Below are 18,953 nucleotides of genomic sequence, written 5' to 3'. Positions count from 1 at the left end.
AAGGCCGTCTGAAACATGAAAGGGTTTCAGACGGCCTTTTTTGTCGAAACGGATTCCATTTGCTGACCTGATTCGGAAAGCCTTATTGTCGCTGCGCTACCGTTCATCACTCAAATTGGCTATGACTACCGATTTTGCTTTACAATATCCTTCTTTAATTTATTTCGTTTTACCATCCTGATGACAGAACACATTTCCGCTCCAAGTCCATCTCCTGTCGGTGAAGACTACCTGCTGTTAGGTCAATACGCCGAACGCGCCTATCTCGAATACGCCATGAGCGTGGTCAAAGGCCGCGCGCTGCCTGAAGTTTCAGACGGCCAAAAGCCTGTACAACGGCGTATTTTGTTTGCCATGCGCGATATGGGTTTGACGGCGGGGGCGAAGCCGGTGAAATCGGCACGCGTGGTCGGCGAGATTTTGGGTAAATACCATCCGCACGGCGACAGTTCTGCCTATGAAGCGATGGTTCGCATGGCGCAGGATTTTACCTTGCGCTATCCCTTAATCGACGGCATCGGCAACTTTGGTTCGCGCGACGGCGACGGGGCGGCGGCGATGCGTTACACCGAAGCGCGGCTGACGCCGATTGCGGAATTGCTGTTGTCCGAAATCAATCAGGGGACGGTGGATTTTGTGCCGAACTACGACGGCGCGTTTGACGAACCTGTACACCTGCCCGCCCGTCTGCCTATGGTGTTGCTCAACGGTGCGTCGGGCATTGCGGTGGGTATGGCGACCGAAATCCCATCGCACAATTTAAACGAAGTCACACAGGCGGCGATTGCGTTGTTGAAGAAACCGACGCTGGAAACCGCCGACCTGATGCAGTATATCCCTGCGCCCGATTTTGCCGGCGGCGGTCAAATCATCACGCCGGCAGACGAATTGCGTCGGATTTACGAAACCGGCAAAGGCAGCGTGCGCGTGCGTGCGCGTTATGAAATCGAGAAGCTGGCGCGCGGACAATGGCGCGTGATTGTGACCGAGCTGCCGCCGAACGCCAATTCCGCCAAAATCCTTGCCGAAATCGAAGAACAAACCAACCCGAAACCGAAAGCGGGAAAAAAGCAGCTCAACCAAGACCAGCTCAACACCAAAAAGCTGATGCTGGATTTAATCGACCGCGTGCGCGACGAGTCAGACGGCGAACATCCTGTGCGTCTTGTATTTGAACCAAAATCCAGCCGCATCGATACGGATACTTTCATCAACACGCTGATGGCGCAGACTTCTCTGGAAGGCAATGTGTCCATGAACTTGGTAATGATGGGTTTGGACAACCGCCCTGCGCAGAAAAACCTGAAAACGATTTTGCAGGAATGGTTGGATTTCCGCGTCGTTACCGTAACACGCCGTCTGAAATTCCGTTTGAGTCAAGTGGAAAAACGGTTGCACATCCTCGAAGGCCGTCTGAAAGTCTTTCTGCACATTGACGAAGTGATTAAAGTCATTCGTGAATCAGATGATCCGAAAGCCGATTTAATGGCGGCGTTCGGGCTGACCGAAATCCAAGCCGAAGACATTTTGGAAATCCGCCTGCGTCAGTTGGCGCGTTTGGAAGGTTTCAAACTCGAAAAAGAATTGAACGAGTTGCGCGAAGAACAAGGTCGTCTGAATATTCTTTTGGGCGACGAAAACGAAAAACGTAAGCTAATTATCAAAGAGATGCAGGCGGACATGAAGCAGTTTGGTGACGCGCGCCGCACGCTGGTGGAAGAGGCCGGACGCGCCGTGCTGACACAAACCACCGCCGACGAACCCATCACGCTGATTCTGTCGGAAAAAGGCTGGATACGCAGCCGTGCCGGACACAACCTTGATTTGAGCCAAACCGCGTTCAAAGAAGGCGACCGCCTCAAGCAAACCATCGAAGGCCGCACGGTTTTACCCGTCGTCATCCTGGATTCATTGGGCAGAACCTATACGCTTGATGCCGCCGAAATCCCCGGCGGACGCGGCGACGGCGTGCCGGTTTCATCCTTAATCGAGCTGCAAAACGGCGCGAAACCCGTCGCCATGCTCACTGGTCAGCCCGAACAGCATTACTTGCTTTCAGGCAGCGGCGGCTACGGCTTTATCACCAAGTTGGCCGATATGATCGGACGCGTGAAAGCGGGTAAAGTGATCATGACCGTGGACAGCGGCGAAACCGTCCTGCCGCCGGTTGCCGTCTATGCTTCTTCGCTGATCAATCCCGACTGCAAAGTCGTACTGGCCAGCAGCGACCACCGTCTCTTGGCGTTTTCCATCGGCGAACTCAAAGTCATGCCTAAAGGCCGCGGTTTGCAGCTGATGTCGTTGGCTGAGGGTGCATCTTTGGAACACATTATGGTGACGACCTCTCCTGAGTTTACCGTTGTATCGGTCGGCCGACGCGGCGCAGAACATCAGGAAAAACTGCGTATTGCCGATATTGACGGCAAACGCGGTAAAAAAGGCAAGGTATTGGAAATATCAGGCCGTCTGAAAAGTTTGTCCTGAAACAAGAACAAATATATCTAAATAAATTAAATTTATACGACATTGCATGATAATAAAAAAGGTTCACTTATGAACAGAGCCAATCTTCAAGAACTGGGTAATCTGAGGGAGCGGATTCCCGGTGTAATCAACATTGCCCGAATAGCCATCGTCTTGCCGCTTTTGGTTTTGCACGCGTTCGGCAGCTACACGGGTGGCAACCTGATTGGCGTTTCGTTGCCGGCCGTTGAGTTTTATATCTGGGTAACGCTGTATTTCTTCCTGATTATGCTCTCCGTGCTCCGCCCGGGCTGGCAGTGGCAGTCTTTGGATTTGCCCAATGCCAGTGCCGTGGTCGACATCACCATGATGATGGTTTTGGTGTATATCTCCGGCGGTACGGCTTCTGGTTTCGGAATTTTGGTTTTGCCGTTTGTCGCCACGTCGTGTCTGCTCAGTTATGGCCACTATCCTATGCTGTATGCAGGCTATACGGCAATGTTGTTTATTTTGAACCTGTTTTTAGACGGCAGTATGCGTTTCGATTCATTTAATTGGGATGCAAAATCAGTGGCGAATTCTTTGATGCTGATCGGCGCCAGCTATCTGGTGGCGATGCTGACCTCGTTTGCCGCCCGTTATCTGGAGCAGGCCACAGAGTCCGCCAGCCGCCATCAACTGGCCTACCGCCGTATCAGCGGCTTGAACCATTTGGTTTTGAACCGCGTACAGGAAGCGGTTGTGGTGATTGATGCGACCCAACGCGTGTGGCTGTTTAACAAACAGGCAAAAATCTATTTCCCCAGCCTGATTATCGATCAGCAGGAAATCGTGTTCGGCGAACTGGTGGCTCGCTGGCAGCGTCAACCCGACAAACCTTTTGAAACCGATATCCATATTTTCCAACACGCCATGCACGTCCGAGCCGTTCCGCTGATTCAGGAGCAAACCGAGCTGCTGATGTTGTACGTCCGCTCATTGCGTGAAGTGGCTGCGGAGGCCATGTCCACCAAGCTGACTTCGCTCGGACAGTTGACTGCCAACCTCGCCCACGAAATCCGCAACCCGATGTCCGCCATCCGTCATGCCAGCGATTTGTTGCAGGAAGGCGATGAGGCAGATCCGCTCAAGGCCAAGCTCTACAACATCATCGACAGCAATATCCAACGTATCGACAAGATGTTGGAAGACGTATCCCTGCTTAACAAACGAGACAACATCAGCCGCCAGCCGATTAATCTGATGAAATTCTGGTTAGAGTTCAAGCAGGAATTTACCTTGAATAATCCCGATGCCATCGGTTGTCTGCGTATGAATATGGACGGCAACAATCTGACCGTATTGGTTGACCCCATGCATTTGCAGCAAGTGATGTGGAACTTGTGCAACAACGCTTGGAGACACAGCCGTCAGGACGAAAACGCCATTACCGTCCTTATCCGTTCAAGCGGCAGGATGCATATTTCCATCGTCGTGGCGGACAACGGCAAAGGCGTGCCGCCCGATGTACGAAATCATTTGTTCGAGCCGTTTTACACCACCGAAAAACAAGGCACCGGCTTGGGGCTTTACGTCGCACGCGAGTTGGCACACGCCAATATGGGGCAGCTGCATTATCACCCTGAAATGAACGGGTTTGAATTGATTTTACCGAAGGAGCAAGCGCAGGATGAATAAATTGCAAGAGCCGGTTTTGGTTGTCGATGACGAGGCAGACATCCGCGACCTGATGGAAATGACCCTGATGAAAATGGGTCTGCACGTCGATACTGCGGCTGGTGTTGAAGAGGCTAAAGACAAGCTGGACAACAACGATTATTCGCTGGTGTTGACCGATATGCGTATGCCTGACGGCTCCGGCCTCGAGGTTGTCCAATACATCGATGAACTGATGCTCGATACGCCCGTCGCCGTGATTACGGCTTTCGGCAATGCCGACCAAGCTGTTGAAGCCTTGAAAGCAGGGGCGTTTGATTATCTGCAAAAACCGATTACGCTGTCGCAGTTGCGTTCATTGGTTAAATCGGCAGTGTCGGTTTCAGACAATACTGCCGAACCCACGCCGTCTGAAAAAGTCAAATCGCAGCCTGCGCCTGTTTCTGCCGCCCTGTATAAACCCGAACCTCAGCCGGCTAAGCCTGTCGTTACGCCTCCTAAGAGCGTACAGAGTGAATTTAACCGGCCTTTGACTGTTCCGGAAGGGCTCAATTCCTTAAAAGAGCGTTTTTCGGCCGGCAGCATCAATCCTGCTTTGCAACAAGACGCACCTGTATTGGAAGGCGAGGACGATATGCCGCGCCTGTTGGGTACTTCGCCGCAAATGGTCGAAGTACGCCACCTGATTCGCAGATTGGCCCGCAGCCTTGTTCCTGTTTATATCTCCGGTGAATCCGGTACGGGTAAAGAGCAGGCGGCGCGCACGATTCACGAGCTGTCCGACCGCGCCGACAAACCATTTATTGCCGTCAACTGCGGTGCCATTCCTGAAAACCTGATGGAAAGCGAATTTTTCGGCTACAAAAAAGGCAGCTTTACCGGTGCGGATCAAGACCGTTTAGGTTTTTTCCAACACGCTGACGGCGGCACTTTGTTCCTTGATGAAGTTGCCGATTTGCCACTTGCCATGCAGGTCAAACTCCTGCGCGCCATTCAAGAAAAAGCCGTGCGTCGTATCGGCGATGCGCGGGAAACCTTTGTGGATGTGCGCATTATTTGTGCGACCCATAAAAACCTCGAAGCTTTGGTTGAAAGCGGCGCATTCCGTCAGGACTTGTATTACCGCCTCAACGTAGTCTCTCTGCATATGCCGCCTTTACGCGAAATGCGCGAAGACTTGGGCGCGCTGATTCTGTATCTGCTGTATAAACACCGTCACGGCAATCAAACCTACAAACTCAGCCCGAAAGCCCAAGAAGCCCTGTTGCATTACAGCTATCCCGGCAACTTCCGTGAGTTGGAAAACATCCTCGAACGCGCCGTTGCGCTAACGGTAGGCCAAGTGATACAAGTGGACGACTTGCAGATTCAAAATGCTCCGCAGGTTAAGGCAGAACGCAGCGGCTTCTCTTTTGACGATATTGCCGAACCCGACGCGCGTGAAACTACGCTCAATCACAGTCCCATTCCACCGTTTGATCCACGCACCATGCAGATACAGGATTACCTCGACCAAGTGGAACGCAGCATCATCGAGCAGGCTTTGCAGCAAACCCGTTACAACCGTACCCAAGCCGCCAAGCTTTTGGGCATCAGCTTCCGCTCTATGCGCTACCGTATGGAACGCTTGGACATCAATTAAAACGTTCAGACGGCCTGAGTTTTCAAGGCCGTCTGAAACATAAGCCTTATGTACAAGATTTATTTTGACGAAACCGCATCTACCGAACTTCGCAGCCTTGCTGCACCTTTCGGGCTGACCGTTATTGATCGGCAGCCTGAAGAAGGCAGTTTCCTTATCGCTGACGAAAGCGGCATCAGTTTGTGCCGCGCCGGTGAAAAAGGCCGTGTTCGCGTTGATTTTGATGGCGGTGCCGCCCATTATCGGCGCACTAAAGGTGGAGGCGAGTTGATTGCCAAAGCCGTCAACCATACTGCGCAACCGACTGTCTGGGACGCTACCGGCGGACTGGGGCGCGACAGTTTTGTGCTTGCCTCGTTGGGCTTGAATGTACAAACTTTTGAACAAAATCCTGCTGTTGCCTGTCTACTTTCAGACGGCCTCAACAGGGCAGGGCAAAGTGAAGAGACACGGGAGATTGCCCAGCGAATTATTTTGCACTTCGGCAATGCCGTTGATTTAATGCAGGAATTGTCCACGCAAAACGGCAGCCCCGATGTGGTGTACCTCGACCCGATGTATCCGGAGCGTCGCAAAACCGCCGCTGTGAAAAAAGAAATGGCTTACTTTCACGATTTGGTCGGTGCGGCACAAGACGAAGCCGAGCTTCTGAACGTTGCATTGAATACCGCCAAAAAGCGCATTGTCGTCAAACGCCCGCGCTTGGGTGAATTTCTCGATAGGCGCAAACCTGCTTATCAATATACAGGCAAAAGCACGCGTTTTGACGTTTACCTTCCGACAAGGCCGTCTGAAGACTAAAAGCAAACTTGCAACATATCAAAAGAAACCGCCGGCGTTATCAGCGCGGCGGCAAAGTGTGATATAAATACCCTTTCCCAAACTTCATTGGAGCAAACTATCATGGAATTAGTATTCATCCGTCACGGACAAAGCGAATGGAACGCGAAAAACCTTTTCACCGGCTGGCGCGACGTCAAGCTGAGCGAGCAAGGTTTGGCAGAAGCCGCAGCAGCAGGTAAAAAGCTGAAAGAGAAAGGCTACGAGTTTGACATCGCCTTTACCTCCGTTCTGACCCGTGCCATCAAAACCTGTAACATCGTTTTGGAAGAATCCGACCAACTGTTTGTTCCACAAATCAAATCATGGCGTTTGAACGAACGCCACTACGGTCAGCTGCAAGGTATGGATAAAAAACAAACCGCAGAAAAATACGGCGACGAGCAAGTCCACATTTGGCGCCGCAGCTACGACACCCTGCCTCCGCTGCTCGATCCTAAAGATCCTAACTCCGCCCACAACGACCGCCGCTATGCCAACCTGCCTAGCGATGTCGTACCTGATGGCGAAAACCTCAAAGTTACCCTCGAGCGCGTCCTGCCTTTCTGGGAAGACCAAATCGCTCCGGCCATCTTGAGCGGCAAACGTGTATTGGTTGCGGCACACGGCAACTCCCTGCGTGCGTTGGCAAAACACATCGAAGGCATTTCCGACGAAGACATCATGGGCTTGGAAATCCCAACCGGTCAGCCGCTGGTGTACAAATTGGATGAAAACCTGAAAGTGATTGAAAAATTCTACCTGTAAGGTAAAGAGAAAAAAGGACGTGTTGGACACGTCCTTTTTTGTACTTGTCAGTATCGAGGCCGTCTGAAGGCAGTTGATGGCGGGTGACATGAAAAAAGGACGCGTAAAGCGTCCTTTATGGAGATTAAACCCTGTATTACTGGTTTTTCTCGATAATTTCTTTGAGGTGAGGCATAGGGCTGTAACCGCTTTGGCTGCGGCCGTTAGGGAAGACCACGGTCGGTGTGCCGTTGAAGCCGAATTGTTCGCCCAATGAAGTGGTTTCTGCAACAGGGTTTTCGCAGTTTGCTTTGCCGCTTGGGAGTTTGCCTTTGCGCATCCAGTCGATCCATGCCTGGGTCGGATTAGGTTGACACCACAACAGCTCGGCTTTGCGCGCGGCATCAGGGTGCAGGCTCGGAATCGGCATCATGAATGTATAAATCGTGATGTCGGTCATTTTTTCAAACTCATGCTCCAAGCGTTTGCAGTACGGGCAGTCCGGATCGGAGAAAACAGCGACTTTCAGTTTGCCGTTGCCGCGTACTTCTTTGATGGCTTTATCCAAAGGCAGGGAAGCGAAGTCGATTTTGTTCAAATCGGCGGCGCGTTCTTCAGTCATGCTTTGGCGCGTATTGACGTTGATGAGGTCGCCAACGAGCATATAGTCGCCTTTAGCATCGGTATAGATGATTTGTTTGCCGCTGACGACAACTTCATAAATGCCTTTAATCGGTGTTTCACTGACGCTCAAAACTTTCAAATCTTGGGCGGCATAGACTTTTTCCAGACGCGCTTTCAAAGAAGCGGCAACGGATTTGTCGGCAGGCGCTTCCGCTTTGGCGGCCGGAGCAGGCGCCGCATTGGCGTTGGATACGGCAGGTTGACCGCATGCCAACAAAGGAAGGACGGCAAACGGCGTTAAGATTTTGATTAACTTGGTTTTCATGCGAGAGACTTGCGTGTGTTGAAAGTAAGGCATTGTATCAAACCTCTGTCATGTCTGCATTGTACTAAGGCTCAAATTATCGTCTGAAAATAGCTTTCGGCTGTTAAAATACGAAAAAATGATTTGATTGTTTGTATGATCTACCACCGTATTGCCGTAAACGTGCCGCTTTCAGACGGCCTTTTGACGTATTCCTATTCCGAGCCGCTTCCTCCGGGAACGCGGGTGCTTGTGCCTTTCCGCAATAAAACCGTTGTTGGGGTTGTGTGGGAAACGGATATTGCGCCGGATATGGATACGGCGCGGATTTTGAGTGTTCAGACGGCCTTTATGGAAGAAAAGCCGTTGCCTCAAAGCTGGCGTGATTTGTTGGCATTTACGTCGCGTTATTACCACTATCCGACCGGGCAGGCGGTGTTTGCCGCATTGCCGCAAGGTTTGAAGGAAACGCGCGTGGTGGAAATGCCGCAGCCGCCGTTGTTTTACGCTTTGAACGAAGCGGGTAGGGCGCAAACGCCGCCGCCGTCTCGGTTCAACAAAAAAGCGGCTTTGTGGGACGCGCTGCTGTCGGGCGGGATGACGATGGCGGCGTTGAAGCAGGTGAACGCGCAGGCGGCGAAATTAATTGAAGATTGGGCGGAACAGGGTTGGATTGAAACTATGGAAGCGGCGAAACCCGTTTTAAGGTCGTGCAATGGGCAGGCTTCGCACTCTGAATTTGTATTAAATGCTGACCAGCAGAAGGCTTCCGATGAAATTCAGACGGCCTTCGGTAAATTTCAGCCGTTTTTGCTGTACGGCATCACCGGCAGCGGCAAGACCGAGGTATATTTCGATGCGATGGCGAAAGTGTTGGCGCAGGGGCGGCAGGTGTTGTTTCTGTTGCCCGAAATCAACCTCACGCCGCAGCTTTTGAAGCGGGTGGAAGACCGTTTTGCCGATGTGCCGACCGCTGTGTTGCACAGCCAAATGGCGGCAGGCAAACGCACGCAGGATTATCTGCGCGCGATGTTGGGACAGGCGAAATTGGTCATCGGCACGCGGCTGGCGGTGTTCACACCGATGGATGATGTCGGGCTGATTGTGGTCGATGAGGAACACGACGGCTCGTTCAAACAGGACAACGAATTACGCTACCACGCCCGCGATTTGGCGGTGTGGCGGGCGAAGCAGAGCGGCTGTCCCGTCGTCTTGGGCAGCGCCACGCCCAGCTTGGAGAGCTGGCACAAGGCGCAAAGCGGCGCGTACCGCCTGCTGCAACTGACCGAACGCGCCCATACCACTGCGCAACTGCCGCAAGTAGACATCCTCAACGTAGGTCGTCTGAAACTCGACAACGGCTTCTCGCCGCAAGCCTTGCAGCTTTTGAAACAGAACTTTGAAGCAGGCGGCATGTCGCTGGTGTACCTCAACCGGCGCGGCTTCGCGCCCGCGCTGTTTTGCGGCGACTGCGGCCATACCTTCGGCTGCCCGAACTGCTCCGCCAAGATGGTGCTGCACCAACGCGCCCGCCAACTGCGCTGCCACCACTGCGACCACCGCGAACCCATCCCATTCAAATGCCCCGACTGCGGCAACCAAGACCTGACCGCCGTCGGCCACGGCACGCAGCGCGTCGAAGAAACCCTGCGCGCCTTCCTGCCCAAGGCCGCCGTCGTCCGCGTCGACAGGGACAGCACCGCGCACAAAAATGACTGGGCGGATTTGTACCGCCGCATCGCCGACAACGAAATCGATATTCTGGTCGGCACGCAGATGCTCGCCAAAGGTCATGATTTCGCGCGACTCAACCTTGTTATCGTGTTAAACGCCGACGGCAGTCTATACAGCGCGGATTTCCGCGCGCCGGAAAGGCTGTTCGCCGAGCTGATGCAGGTGTCCGGCAGGGCGGGGCGCGCCGACAAACCCGGCAAGGTGTTGATACAGACCCAACTGCCCGAACATCCCGTCTTCGCCGCCGTCAAAGCGCAGGACTACGCCGTGTTTGCCGAAAACGAATTGAACGAGCGACAAATGTTCGCCATGCCGCCCTTCGGTTTCCAGACTGCCGTCCGCGCCGACGCGCCGCGCGTTGCCGATGCGATGGAGTTTCTCAACGCCGCCAAAGAAACCATTGCTCCGCTTTTGCCTGAAAGCGTCTCCCAGTTCGGCGCCGCCCCCATGCTGATGGTGCGCCTTGCCGAACGCGAACGTGCGCAAGTTTTCCTCGAATCGACATCTCGACAAGATTTGCATCGCGCCGTGAGTTTGTGGGTACAAGTGTTACAGCAAAACAGGGACGGCAAAATCCGATGGTCGGTGGACGTTGATGTGCAAGAGGCTTGATTGAAATGATTCAATCAATATAGAAATAAAAGGCCGTCTGAAAATCTGTTTTTCAGACGGCCTTAAGTTTTGGAATCAGTTTAGAAGAATTTTGCAGCGATATAGCCGAGTGCAAGCAGACTCAAAACGGCGAATACGATAGCCATTGTAAGCAGAAACTGTGTTTTCTTCCTTGCTGCAAGTGCGGCCAGCTCAGGATTTTGGCCTAACTCTTCGCGTAGTTGGGATTCCAATTCAGCACGGATTTTCTTGCGCAGCTTTTTCTCTTCCTGCTCGCGTTCATATTTGAGCTTGTGGGCAATTTCGGTTTGTTTTTTATGCTCGAAAGAGATTTTTTCCTGCCATTCAATGCGCTTGCGCTGGATGGCCAGCTCATTTTTTTCTGTCAAATCAAAGTGGCAGGTTTTACATTCCTGTGCGTCGAGTTCGTCGATAATCGTCATGCAGACTGGGCATTGGATAGGGTCGGGCGTGTTGACTGCCAACACGGGTTCTTCTTCAACCGCTTCCAACTCCATAGCCTGACGGACGATTACGTCCAAACCTAAATAGCTGAAGTAATGCTGCGCATTTTCGCGCTCGTCTTGGGTGCATTTCTCGGCCACAATAGCTTGCGGACGCTCGGCCAAAGCTTGAATCAGACTCTCGACTTCGTTTTCAGGCAGGTTGTCATACAGGCAGGCATGGATGCGCTCCCTATCCGTGTTCGGCGGATAGGAAACGTATACGTCGAAAAATTTTTCTTGTTTGCTCATTGATATCCCATGAATATTTCGACTGCATCAACCAAATGGGTTGGGTCTGAGGTTTTGTTATTGTGTTTGAGCTGTTTTGGCTTGCGATGCAGGCAAAAACAGAGGCCGCAGTCTTAGGCAGACCGGATAGGGGGTGCCTTTGTGTCGTTAATCGGCTGGACAATGATTTTTTATTTATATGGCAATATGCATGTCCAATGTTATGTCTATTGTAGAGTAAATATTCACGCCCGATATTATTATTATAAGATAAATCCAATATTGTTTAAAATAAATTCACACAAAAGGCCGTCTGAAGATACAGACGGCCTGTTTTTCATGAAGAAACGGATTATTTATACGGAGAAGGACGAGCCGCAACCGCAAGTTGTTTCGGCATTCGGATTGCGGATGACGAATTGAGAACCTTGCAGGCTTTCGGTGTAGTCGATTTCTGCACCAACCAGATATTGGTAGCTCATCGGGTCGACCAAGAACGTCAGGCCGTTTTTTTGGATTTCGAAATCGTCGTCGTTTTTGATTTCATCAAAGGTAAAACCATATTGGAAGCCGGAGCAACCGCCGCCGTTGACGAATACGCGCAATTTCAAATCGGGATTGTTCTCTTCGGCGATCAGGTCGGCAACTTTGGTGCAGCAGCTGTCAGTAAAGATAATAGGGCTTTCGTCTGACATGATGTGATTCCTTTTATATGAATATTTTTACTATTGTCGCTCAAACCGTTAGCCAAGGCAAGTTTGTGCAGACAGGGTCTGCCAGCTTACATGGAGGGCATGGCAGAAATTTCAAGCACCAGTATGTCAGATTTAGATGCTTCTGCCAAACCATTCTACACGGCCGATGATGGCAACGTCGTCGGTCGGGTTTTTCAAGTCGATTTCAAAAGTAGGGTAGGCTTCGTTGGCAGAAATGACGTTGACGATGCCACCGGGTATCAGTTGCAGGCGTTTGACCAAAAGGTTTTCATTGAGGCGTAAAACATAGAGGCCGTCGCGCGGCGTGGTTTGGCCGTGGTTGATGAGGATGGTGTCGCCATCATTCAGCACGCCTTCCATCGAGTCGCCTTTGACTGAGATAACGGAAAGGTTTTTGATGTCTCGCGTTACATAATTTTCAATCCAATAGCGTCGGAACGCCATGGCGAATATGGGTTGCTCATCGCCGACGAGCTGGCCGTGTCCGGCCGCGGCCTGGATGTCGTAACGCGGTACGAAGACAAATTCGTCTATATCGACAGGGTTGCCTAGTGTGTCGGTTGCTGTGGCCTTTGGGGCTTCGGAATCAGGGAAGGGAGAACCTTCGCCTGTTAAAAGCCAGTCTATGCTGCAGCCTTTAAGTTGTTTGATTTTTTTTAGCGTTTCCGATTTCGGCAGGCCTCCTTCGTTCCAGATACGGCTGAATCCGGCGATGGTCATATCGATGTCGGCGGCAATTTTGGCTTGGCGGGCTTCATCTTTCCATAAGAAAGCCAGGCGGTCTTTAAAGGTATCCATGTTTATGCCTTTGTGGAGGTATGTTTTTTATATGGTTTGGACGATTTGAGTGTATTTTACCTTAGTTTTTATAAAATTGTAAGAAAAAAATTACTTCATCTAAGAAAAAGTATTGCATATTCTATTTTTTCTTAGTATTATTCGTTTTGTCTTAGATAAATCGATATTTCTAAATTTCTGTTCGATTTTTCTTAGTTTAATTTTATTTGGTTTAGTTTTTCTGATTTAAACCTGCTATATGATTATGATGAGAGGTGTGAAATGACTCGTTCGCGTAAAAATACTTTTTGGGTGCTGCTGGCGTTGGTACTGGGTTTTTTTGCTCTGCCTTTCGGATCTTCGGAGGCGCATGAGGCGGACGGTAATCTGACGGCTTCGGAATGCGAACGCTTGGGCAGCTTGAGTCTGGATCAGATGGACGGCAGGCTGCTGGCTTTTGCCAAAGAATGCGATATGGTGGAGGCTACCCACGATTGGGAGCAACAGTACGGCAACTTGAATGAAGAAGAAATGCTTGCCGGCGTAGTGTATGAGTGATGTTTGTGAATGAATCGATAAAGGCCGTCTGAATGATCAAAGTTTCAGACGGCCTTGTGTTTTTAATAATGATGGCTTAAGGCATCAATGGTGCATTAGTCAGGCCGGTGGTTTCGGGTAGGCCGAACATGATGTTCATATTCTGCACGGCTTGACCGGCTGCGCCTTTGACCAAGTTGTCGATGACGGAAAGAACAATCCACACATCGTCTTGTTCGGGCGCTTTTTGAACGCTGATACGACAAAGGTTGGCGCCGCGCACGCTGCGGGTTTCAGGTGTCGAACCTGAAGGCAGGATATCGACAAAAGGACTGTCGCGGTAGTATTCGCGCAGTAAGGCTTCAGGATCGGTATGTTCTTGCAGGTGCAGATACAGGGTGGCGTGCATACCGCGTATCATTGGAACAAGGTGTGGCACGAAAATCAGGCCGTCTGAAACATGGTCTTGCAGCCCGGACAGGGTTTGTCGGATTTCAGGCAGATGGCGGTGGCCGCCGACGCCGTAGGCTTTGAAGTTGTCGCCTGCTTCGCACAATAGGGCGTGGGTGCTGGCTTTGCGGCCTGCACCGGAAACACCGGATTTACAGTCGGCAATCAGCGGCGCATTGGCTTTCAGACGGCCAGCCTGAAGCAGTGGCAATAAGGGCAGGGAAACGCAGGTGGGGTAGCAGCCCGGATTGGCCACCAGCATGGCTTTGGCGATGTCGTCTTTGTGAAGTTCGCACAAACCGTACACTGCTTGGGAAACGAGTTGCGGCGCGGCATGGGTCATTTTGTACCATTGTTCCCATGTTGAGATGTCGCGGATGCGGAAGTCGGCAGACAGGTCAATCACGCGTACGCCTTTTTCGACAAGGGACGGTGCTTCTTTCATGGCCACGCCGTTGGGTGTGGCGAAGAACACGAGGTCGCAACGGTCAAGCCCGGCATCTTCGGGCGTTTGGAATGCAAGGTCGTAAATGCCGCGCAGGCTGGGAAAGTAGTCGGCAACCGCAATACCGGCTTCGCTTCGGCTGGTGACGGCAGTGACTTCTGCGTTGGGGTGGCTGCTGAGCAGGCGTAACAATTCAACGCCTGTGTAACCGGTTGCACCGACGATACCAATTTTAATTTTTGTGGTCATGGTGTGGCTCCTTTGTAGGGATGATGATGCGTTTGATTATATAGTAATTAATTGCCGTCGGTCAGAGGTGCTTGTGCCAAGCTTTGCAATAGAGGGTTAAACAGGCTGTCTGAAATATGGCATGAATAATATTCGAGAGCGGGTTTCAGACGGCCTGAGCGTTTGGAAAACGCAGTTTGCGGTTCGATTTGTTTGTTGATTTGTGGTGGGTGTTTCGTCTTTATCCTATCCATACGAACACAAAATAAAAATGTAAAAAAATGCCCCCGGGTTGGAGGACCGGAGGCAAGTATCCAAGGAGTATCTCTCATCAATAAGAACTAGTTATTTAGTACTATATCTCTTGTTAGGATTGAAAGCAAGCGTTTTGCACATTTTAACATTTAAATAATTTTTTCATTCAAATTCAGTGAGTTATCAGATAGGGATTGAATCTTGAGATGATGGTAATAGAGGATAGGCTAAGGACAATTAAAACGGCAGGCATCAGTGATTGGGAGCAGCCATACTCTGAGCATTACTCTGATGTGTGTGTACATGGCCATATTGATTGAGTCGGTCGGGGGGGGAAAGCTGAAATCTCCTGACTAACCGAATTGAGTTAAAGTGAGGGCTTCTTCAAACTGTTAGATAAAATAGCTGCAAGGCATGAAATGCGTGCGCAGATGAGGAAGGGTTTGTTTTTAAATATAGATCCCTGAATCATTTTATTTCATTTAAATTTGATATTGTCAAACCATCGAGCCAAAAAAAAGGTTGCCACCGGAAAGGAAGTCGTTGGCAACGAATGGAGGTGGTAATGCAATGAAAGCTAGATATAAGGAGTAGTGCCAAACTAGCTATAAGTAACTATATCGAAACTGTAAGAAAAATCAACACAAGTTGCCTGTTACTGGCAAAAATTTTTAGTCGGCTTGCCTAAAATCAAATTTTTGAGTAATTACTTGGTTGATGCAGGGGTTGGTAGCTCTAGCTGAATTTGTTTCCAGGCCGTCTAAAAATTTTCGGGGTGGTTGGCTATAATGCTGTTTTGGTTTTTTAAGGTCTTCGCAAAAATACGGTTTCGGGGTTTTAGGCTGAATGTGTACCCGATCTGTTTGCAAAGGTTTTGGGGTATGAGGAGAATGAGATGAAGAAAGTTTTGGTGTTGCAACATGGGGATTTGGGCGCGTGCGACTGGTCGGCGTTTGGCGGTTTGGTGTCTGCGCCATCAGGGAAGTCGGTGTTGCGTGTGCCGGTTTCGGATGATTTTGAATTGACGGACGAGATGCGTGCGGCGTTGATTGCGCAGCAGATAGATGGCGCGATGTTGCCGGATATGGCTTTTGCTGATTTGAGGCTGATTGTCAGCGATATGGATTCGACGCTGATTACGATTGAGTGCGTGGATGAGATTGCGGCCGGTGTCGGGCTGAAAGATGAGGTGGCCAAGATTACGGAGCAGTCGATGCGCGGCGAGCTGGACTTTGAGCAGTCTTTGCGCAAGCGTGTGGCTTTGCTGGCCGGTTTGGACGAGCGCGTGTTGGAAGAGGTGTACGAGAATGTGTTGCAGCTGTCGCCGGGCGCGGAATTTTTGTTGGAAGAGTGTAAACGGAATGATGTGAAGTTTATGCTGGTGTCGGGCGGATTTACGTTCTTTACGGAACGCCTACAACGGCGTTTGGGCTTGGATTTCCATTTTGCGAATGTGTTGGAAGTGGAAAACGGCAAGCTGACAGGCCGTCTGAAAGGGCGGATTATCGATGCACAGGCTAAGACGGATTTGTTGCGTGAATACCGTGAGCGTCTGGGTTTGGCTCCGTGGCAGGTGGTGGCGATGGGTGATGGTGCGAACGATATTCCGATGATAAGGGAGGCGGGATTCGGCATTGCTTATCGGGCGAAACCGAAAACTGAGGCGAATGCGGATGCGTGTGTGCGCTTTGGTGGTTTGGAGCGGATACGCGGTTGGTTTGCGTAAACCGGTTGAGGATATTTGTCAGTCAGGCTGTCTGAACAATCGGGAAACCGGTTTTCAGACGGCCTGATGTTTTATAAGGCGATAAAACGGTAGCCTTCGGCATCGACTTCGAGAATGGAGGCGTAATTGTCGCGCCAGTCGCCAAGTACGATGCGGGTGTAATCGGCGTTGCGATGGATGTTTTCGCGGTGGGTATGGCCGTGGATGAGCAGGGGCGTGTGGAAGCGTTGGACGGTTTCGTGGGTAAAGGCCGGATTGACATCCATGATGTCGGCGGTTTTGTGTTGCTTGTCCTGTTTGCTCTGTTTGCGGATTTTGGTGGCGATGTTCAGTCGGAGTGTGAGCGGCAGGAGCAGAAACAGGCGTTGCAGCCATTTTTGATGGACGGTACGGCGGAATTTTTGATAAGAATGGTCGTCGGTGCAGAGGGTGTCGCCGTGACAGAGCAGGGTGGGTGTGCCGAACAAGTCGATAACGGCGTACTCGGGCAGTAAGGTCATGCCGGTATCGCGGGCGAAGGTTTTGCCGATGAGGAAGTCGCGGTTGCCGTGGATGAAATAGCAGGCGACACCACGCTCGGTCAGGCTGCGGATGGTTTGCTTGATGATTTGAACCAAAGGGCTGTTTTCGTCATCGCCGATCCAAAAATCGAAAAGGTCGCCAAGAATGTATACGGCTTGGGCATGAACGGCTTTTTCTTGGATAAATTTCTGGAAGAGTGCGGTCAGTTGAGGATGGGATTCGCTCAGGTGCAAATCGGCGATGAAGTAAATCGGCATGATGATGTGGGACGTGTGGGAAGGGTTTTATTATAACTTGGGTTGTCGCGTTTGGTTGGGTTTGGTGTTTTTCGTTTGTAATGTAGTGATTTTATTGTTTTGATTTGGTGTGATAAAGGCCGTCTGAAACATCTTTTCAGACGGCCTTTGTGGTTTATAGGGCTTTGCCCTGATAAGTGATTTGTTTCAGCGTATCTTCTTGGTACAAGTCGCTGATGGGGACGGTATAGAAGAATTCGTTGCTGCGGACAAAGCGGTTGACCAAGTCTTTGTCGAGATGGAGGACATGGTGTCGCAGTTTGTTTAGGCCTTTGAATATCATGGTACTCCAACGCATATAGCCGTCTGAATTAGGACGGATGTCGTTCATGGCGTCAAGGGCGAGAAGTTTGCGGTTTTGCTCTTCTCTATCCAAAGGATGGGAATAGATGCTTTGGAAGTAAAACGGTTGCTCGGAGGATGGCGGCAGGCTGAGGGAAGAGCCTACTTTGCCGATAGGGAAGTCGTCGCTCAGATAATGTATGGTGTGCAAAAACAGATTGCCGCGGCGGTAATCGATTTTGCGCAGGGCTTCGATGGCGGCCAGCGCAGTATGTTGGTGGTCGGGATGCGCATCAATATTGGGGGACGGCGACACGATAATATCCGGCTGGAACGTTTCTATCAGATAGCCAAGGTTGTCTACCAAGCTGTTCCAAGTTGAGCCGGGTTTGAGGTGTTTCGCCAATGGGGATGTATTGGCACGACGGAAAATATAGACGTCGGTCGTATCGATCTTGGTCGATTTAATCTCTTTTTCCGGATTTTGGCGCATGGCGGTCAATGTGCTGTCGAAGTAGCCCAGTTGCAGGATGTTTTCAGACGGCACACCGGCCAAAAGGGGAACGGTCAGGCTGTTCCAAACGCGCATCCGGCCTTTTTGCAGATATTGTGCCTGGGTGTCGCAGTCGCACGTGCTATAAAGGTTGCCATAGTGGAAGCTGCCGCCTTCGCTAGCGGTTAAGGTGCAGATCATTGAATTGGCGGCGTGTTTTTCGTACAAACCGTATGCGCTGAGTTCAGCATCGTCGGCATGGGGCGCGAGGACAAGGATTTTTTTGCCGTCGAGGTTTTCACGCGGATAAACGGAGAGTTCGATTTCTTGATCGGGCAAGGACAGGTATTTGCCTTCCAAACGGATGGTTTTGTCACTGTCGGAGAAGGTGTCGCTCAGATTGATATAGCGCACGCCTTTTGCGCCGTATTCGAAATATTGCTTCCATTTGCCTTTGGATGAAATGGTTTCGATAAAAGGCAAGAACAGCAGTCCCATCCAGTTGGACTTGATACGGATTTTGGCAATGACGGTATCCTGTCCGCTGACAGTGGCGGGCAAGGTTAGGCTGCCGCCTTTGAGGGTAGCATGCGCGGTAGAGGGAAGGGAGGGATAGTTATAGTCTTGGTGTGTGTTATAGGCAAACTGTTTTTTGTGAATAATTGAAGTAATAATAAACAACAAAATAAAAAAAGTCAGTATCAGCCCCGTCAGTATCAGAAACATTGTTTGGTTCCTTTATTGTTGTAACAGTCATGATAGTGCTTGTGGAGCTTATTTGTTTGTTTTTCTTACAAACGGTTGTTTTTCATACTCTAACGTCATTAAAGTGAACATTTAAAATAAAACAGTTTGCGGGTTGATTATATATAAACGACCAAAATGTAGAAA

At 50.7% G+C, this 18,953-nt stretch carries 16 protein-coding genes; 8 read left to right on the top strand and 8 right to left on the bottom strand.

Annotation, left to right across the window (positions count from 1 at the left end; translation table 11 throughout):
* Positions 1 to 180: 180 nt before the first annotated feature.
* The 5 genes from parC (at position 181) to HMPREF2871_RS09580 (ending at position 7,348) form a co-directional block, all read left to right on the top strand.
* Positions 181 to 2,484 (top strand): DNA topoisomerase IV subunit A, encoded by a 2,304-nt coding sequence (gene parC, locus HMPREF2871_RS09600; protein WP_004518843.1) that lies wholly within the window; start codon positions 181 to 183, stop codon positions 2,482 to 2,484.
* A gap of 69 nt (positions 2,485 to 2,553) precedes the next feature.
* A complete protein-coding gene (locus tag HMPREF2871_RS09595) occupies positions 2,554 to 4,140 on the top strand; it encodes a two-component system sensor histidine kinase NtrB (protein WP_004518842.1) in 1,587 nt (528 codons plus the stop codon).
* Complete coding sequence (locus HMPREF2871_RS09590) at positions 4,133 to 5,761, top strand: sigma-54-dependent transcriptional regulator (protein ID WP_004518841.1); 1,629 nt, start codon at positions 4,133 to 4,135, stop codon at positions 5,759 to 5,761. The genes HMPREF2871_RS09595 and HMPREF2871_RS09590 overlap by 8 nt, the downstream gene beginning before the upstream one ends.
* A 48-nt stretch (positions 5,762 to 5,809) precedes the next feature.
* Positions 5,810 to 6,562: a class I SAM-dependent methyltransferase gene (locus HMPREF2871_RS09585; protein WP_004518840.1), complete on the top strand. Its 753-nt coding sequence runs from the start codon at positions 5,810 to 5,812 to the stop codon at positions 6,560 to 6,562.
* A gap of 102 nt (positions 6,563 to 6,664) precedes the next feature.
* Positions 6,665 to 7,348: a 2,3-diphosphoglycerate-dependent phosphoglycerate mutase gene (locus HMPREF2871_RS09580; protein WP_049337039.1), complete on the top strand. Its 684-nt coding sequence runs from the start codon at positions 6,665 to 6,667 to the stop codon at positions 7,346 to 7,348.
* Between the two features lie 136 nt (positions 7,349 to 7,484).
* Here the strand turns inward: HMPREF2871_RS09580 and HMPREF2871_RS09575 are convergent, their stop codons facing one another.
* Complete coding sequence (locus tag HMPREF2871_RS09575) at positions 7,485 to 8,276, bottom strand: DsbC family protein (RefSeq protein WP_004518838.1); 792 nt, start codon at positions 8,274 to 8,276, stop codon at positions 7,485 to 7,487.
* A 135-nt stretch (positions 8,277 to 8,411) separates the two neighbouring features.
* On the opposite strand from HMPREF2871_RS09575, the gene HMPREF2871_RS09570 reads away from it, so the two are divergent.
* Entirely contained in the window at positions 8,412 to 10,601 is a 2,190-nt protein-coding gene (locus HMPREF2871_RS09570) for a primosomal protein N' (RefSeq protein ID WP_004518837.1), read from the top strand.
* An 80-nt stretch (positions 10,602 to 10,681) separates the two neighbouring features.
* Here HMPREF2871_RS09570 and HMPREF2871_RS09565 read toward each other — a convergent pair whose 3' ends face one another.
* The 3 genes from HMPREF2871_RS09565 to HMPREF2871_RS09555 all read right to left on the bottom strand — a co-directional run bounded on the left by HMPREF2871_RS09565 (position 10,682) and on the right by HMPREF2871_RS09555 (position 12,849).
* Entirely contained in the window at positions 10,682 to 11,356 is a 675-nt protein-coding gene (locus tag HMPREF2871_RS09565; RefSeq protein ID WP_004518836.1) for a hypothetical protein, read from the bottom strand.
* Between the two features lie 335 nt (positions 11,357 to 11,691).
* Positions 11,692 to 12,030 (bottom strand): iron-sulfur cluster insertion protein ErpA, encoded by a 339-nt coding sequence (erpA, locus tag HMPREF2871_RS09560; protein ID WP_003680162.1) that lies wholly within the window; start codon positions 12,028 to 12,030, stop codon positions 11,692 to 11,694.
* A gap of 132 nt (positions 12,031 to 12,162) precedes the next feature.
* Complete coding sequence (locus tag HMPREF2871_RS09555) at positions 12,163 to 12,849, bottom strand: S24 family peptidase (RefSeq protein WP_004518834.1); 687 nt, start codon at positions 12,847 to 12,849, stop codon at positions 12,163 to 12,165.
* A 261-nt stretch (positions 12,850 to 13,110) separates the two neighbouring features.
* Between HMPREF2871_RS09555 and HMPREF2871_RS09550 the strand changes: the two genes are divergently transcribed.
* On the top strand, positions 13,111 to 13,386 hold the full coding sequence (locus HMPREF2871_RS09550; RefSeq protein ID WP_003680156.1) for a hypothetical protein: 276 nt from the start codon (positions 13,111 to 13,113) through the stop codon (positions 13,384 to 13,386).
* A gap of 76 nt (positions 13,387 to 13,462) precedes the next feature.
* Here HMPREF2871_RS09550 and argC read toward each other — a convergent pair whose 3' ends face one another.
* Together argC and HMPREF2871_RS11780 are read right to left on the bottom strand one after the other, a co-directional pair.
* On the bottom strand, positions 13,463 to 14,509 hold the full coding sequence (argC, locus tag HMPREF2871_RS09545) for an N-acetyl-gamma-glutamyl-phosphate reductase (protein ID WP_004518832.1): 1,047 nt from the start codon (positions 14,507 to 14,509) through the stop codon (positions 13,463 to 13,465).
* A 47-nt stretch (positions 14,510 to 14,556) separates the two neighbouring features.
* The gene (locus HMPREF2871_RS11780; protein ID WP_004518831.1) at positions 14,557 to 14,742 is read right to left on the bottom strand and encodes a hypothetical protein; all 186 of its coding nucleotides are present in this window, start codon (positions 14,740 to 14,742) and stop codon (positions 14,557 to 14,559) included.
* Between the two features lie 896 nt (positions 14,743 to 15,638).
* Between HMPREF2871_RS11780 and serB the strand changes: the two genes are divergently transcribed.
* Entirely contained in the window at positions 15,639 to 16,469 is an 831-nt protein-coding gene (serB, locus tag HMPREF2871_RS09540) for a phosphoserine phosphatase SerB (RefSeq protein WP_039861844.1), read from the top strand.
* 71 nt (positions 16,470 to 16,540) lie between these two features.
* Here serB and lpxH read toward each other — a convergent pair whose 3' ends face one another.
* A complete protein-coding gene (gene lpxH / locus HMPREF2871_RS09535; RefSeq protein WP_198400576.1) occupies positions 16,541 to 17,251 on the bottom strand; it encodes a UDP-2,3-diacylglucosamine diphosphatase in 711 nt (236 codons plus the stop codon).
* A 151-nt stretch (positions 17,252 to 17,402) separates the two neighbouring features.
* Positions 17,403 to 18,788: a PIG-L deacetylase family protein gene (locus HMPREF2871_RS09530; RefSeq protein ID WP_004518827.1), complete on the bottom strand. Its 1,386-nt coding sequence runs from the start codon at positions 18,786 to 18,788 to the stop codon at positions 17,403 to 17,405.
* Between the last annotated feature and the right edge of the window lie 165 nt (positions 18,789 to 18,953).

It is taken from the genome of Neisseria sp. HMSC067G12 (genome assembly GCF_001812725.1).
Taxonomy (GTDB): Bacteria; Pseudomonadota; Gammaproteobacteria; order Burkholderiales; family Neisseriaceae; genus Neisseria; species Neisseria perflava.
The sequence above is the reverse complement of the archived record's forward strand: the minus strand, read 5'-3'. Positions and strand labels throughout refer to the sequence as shown.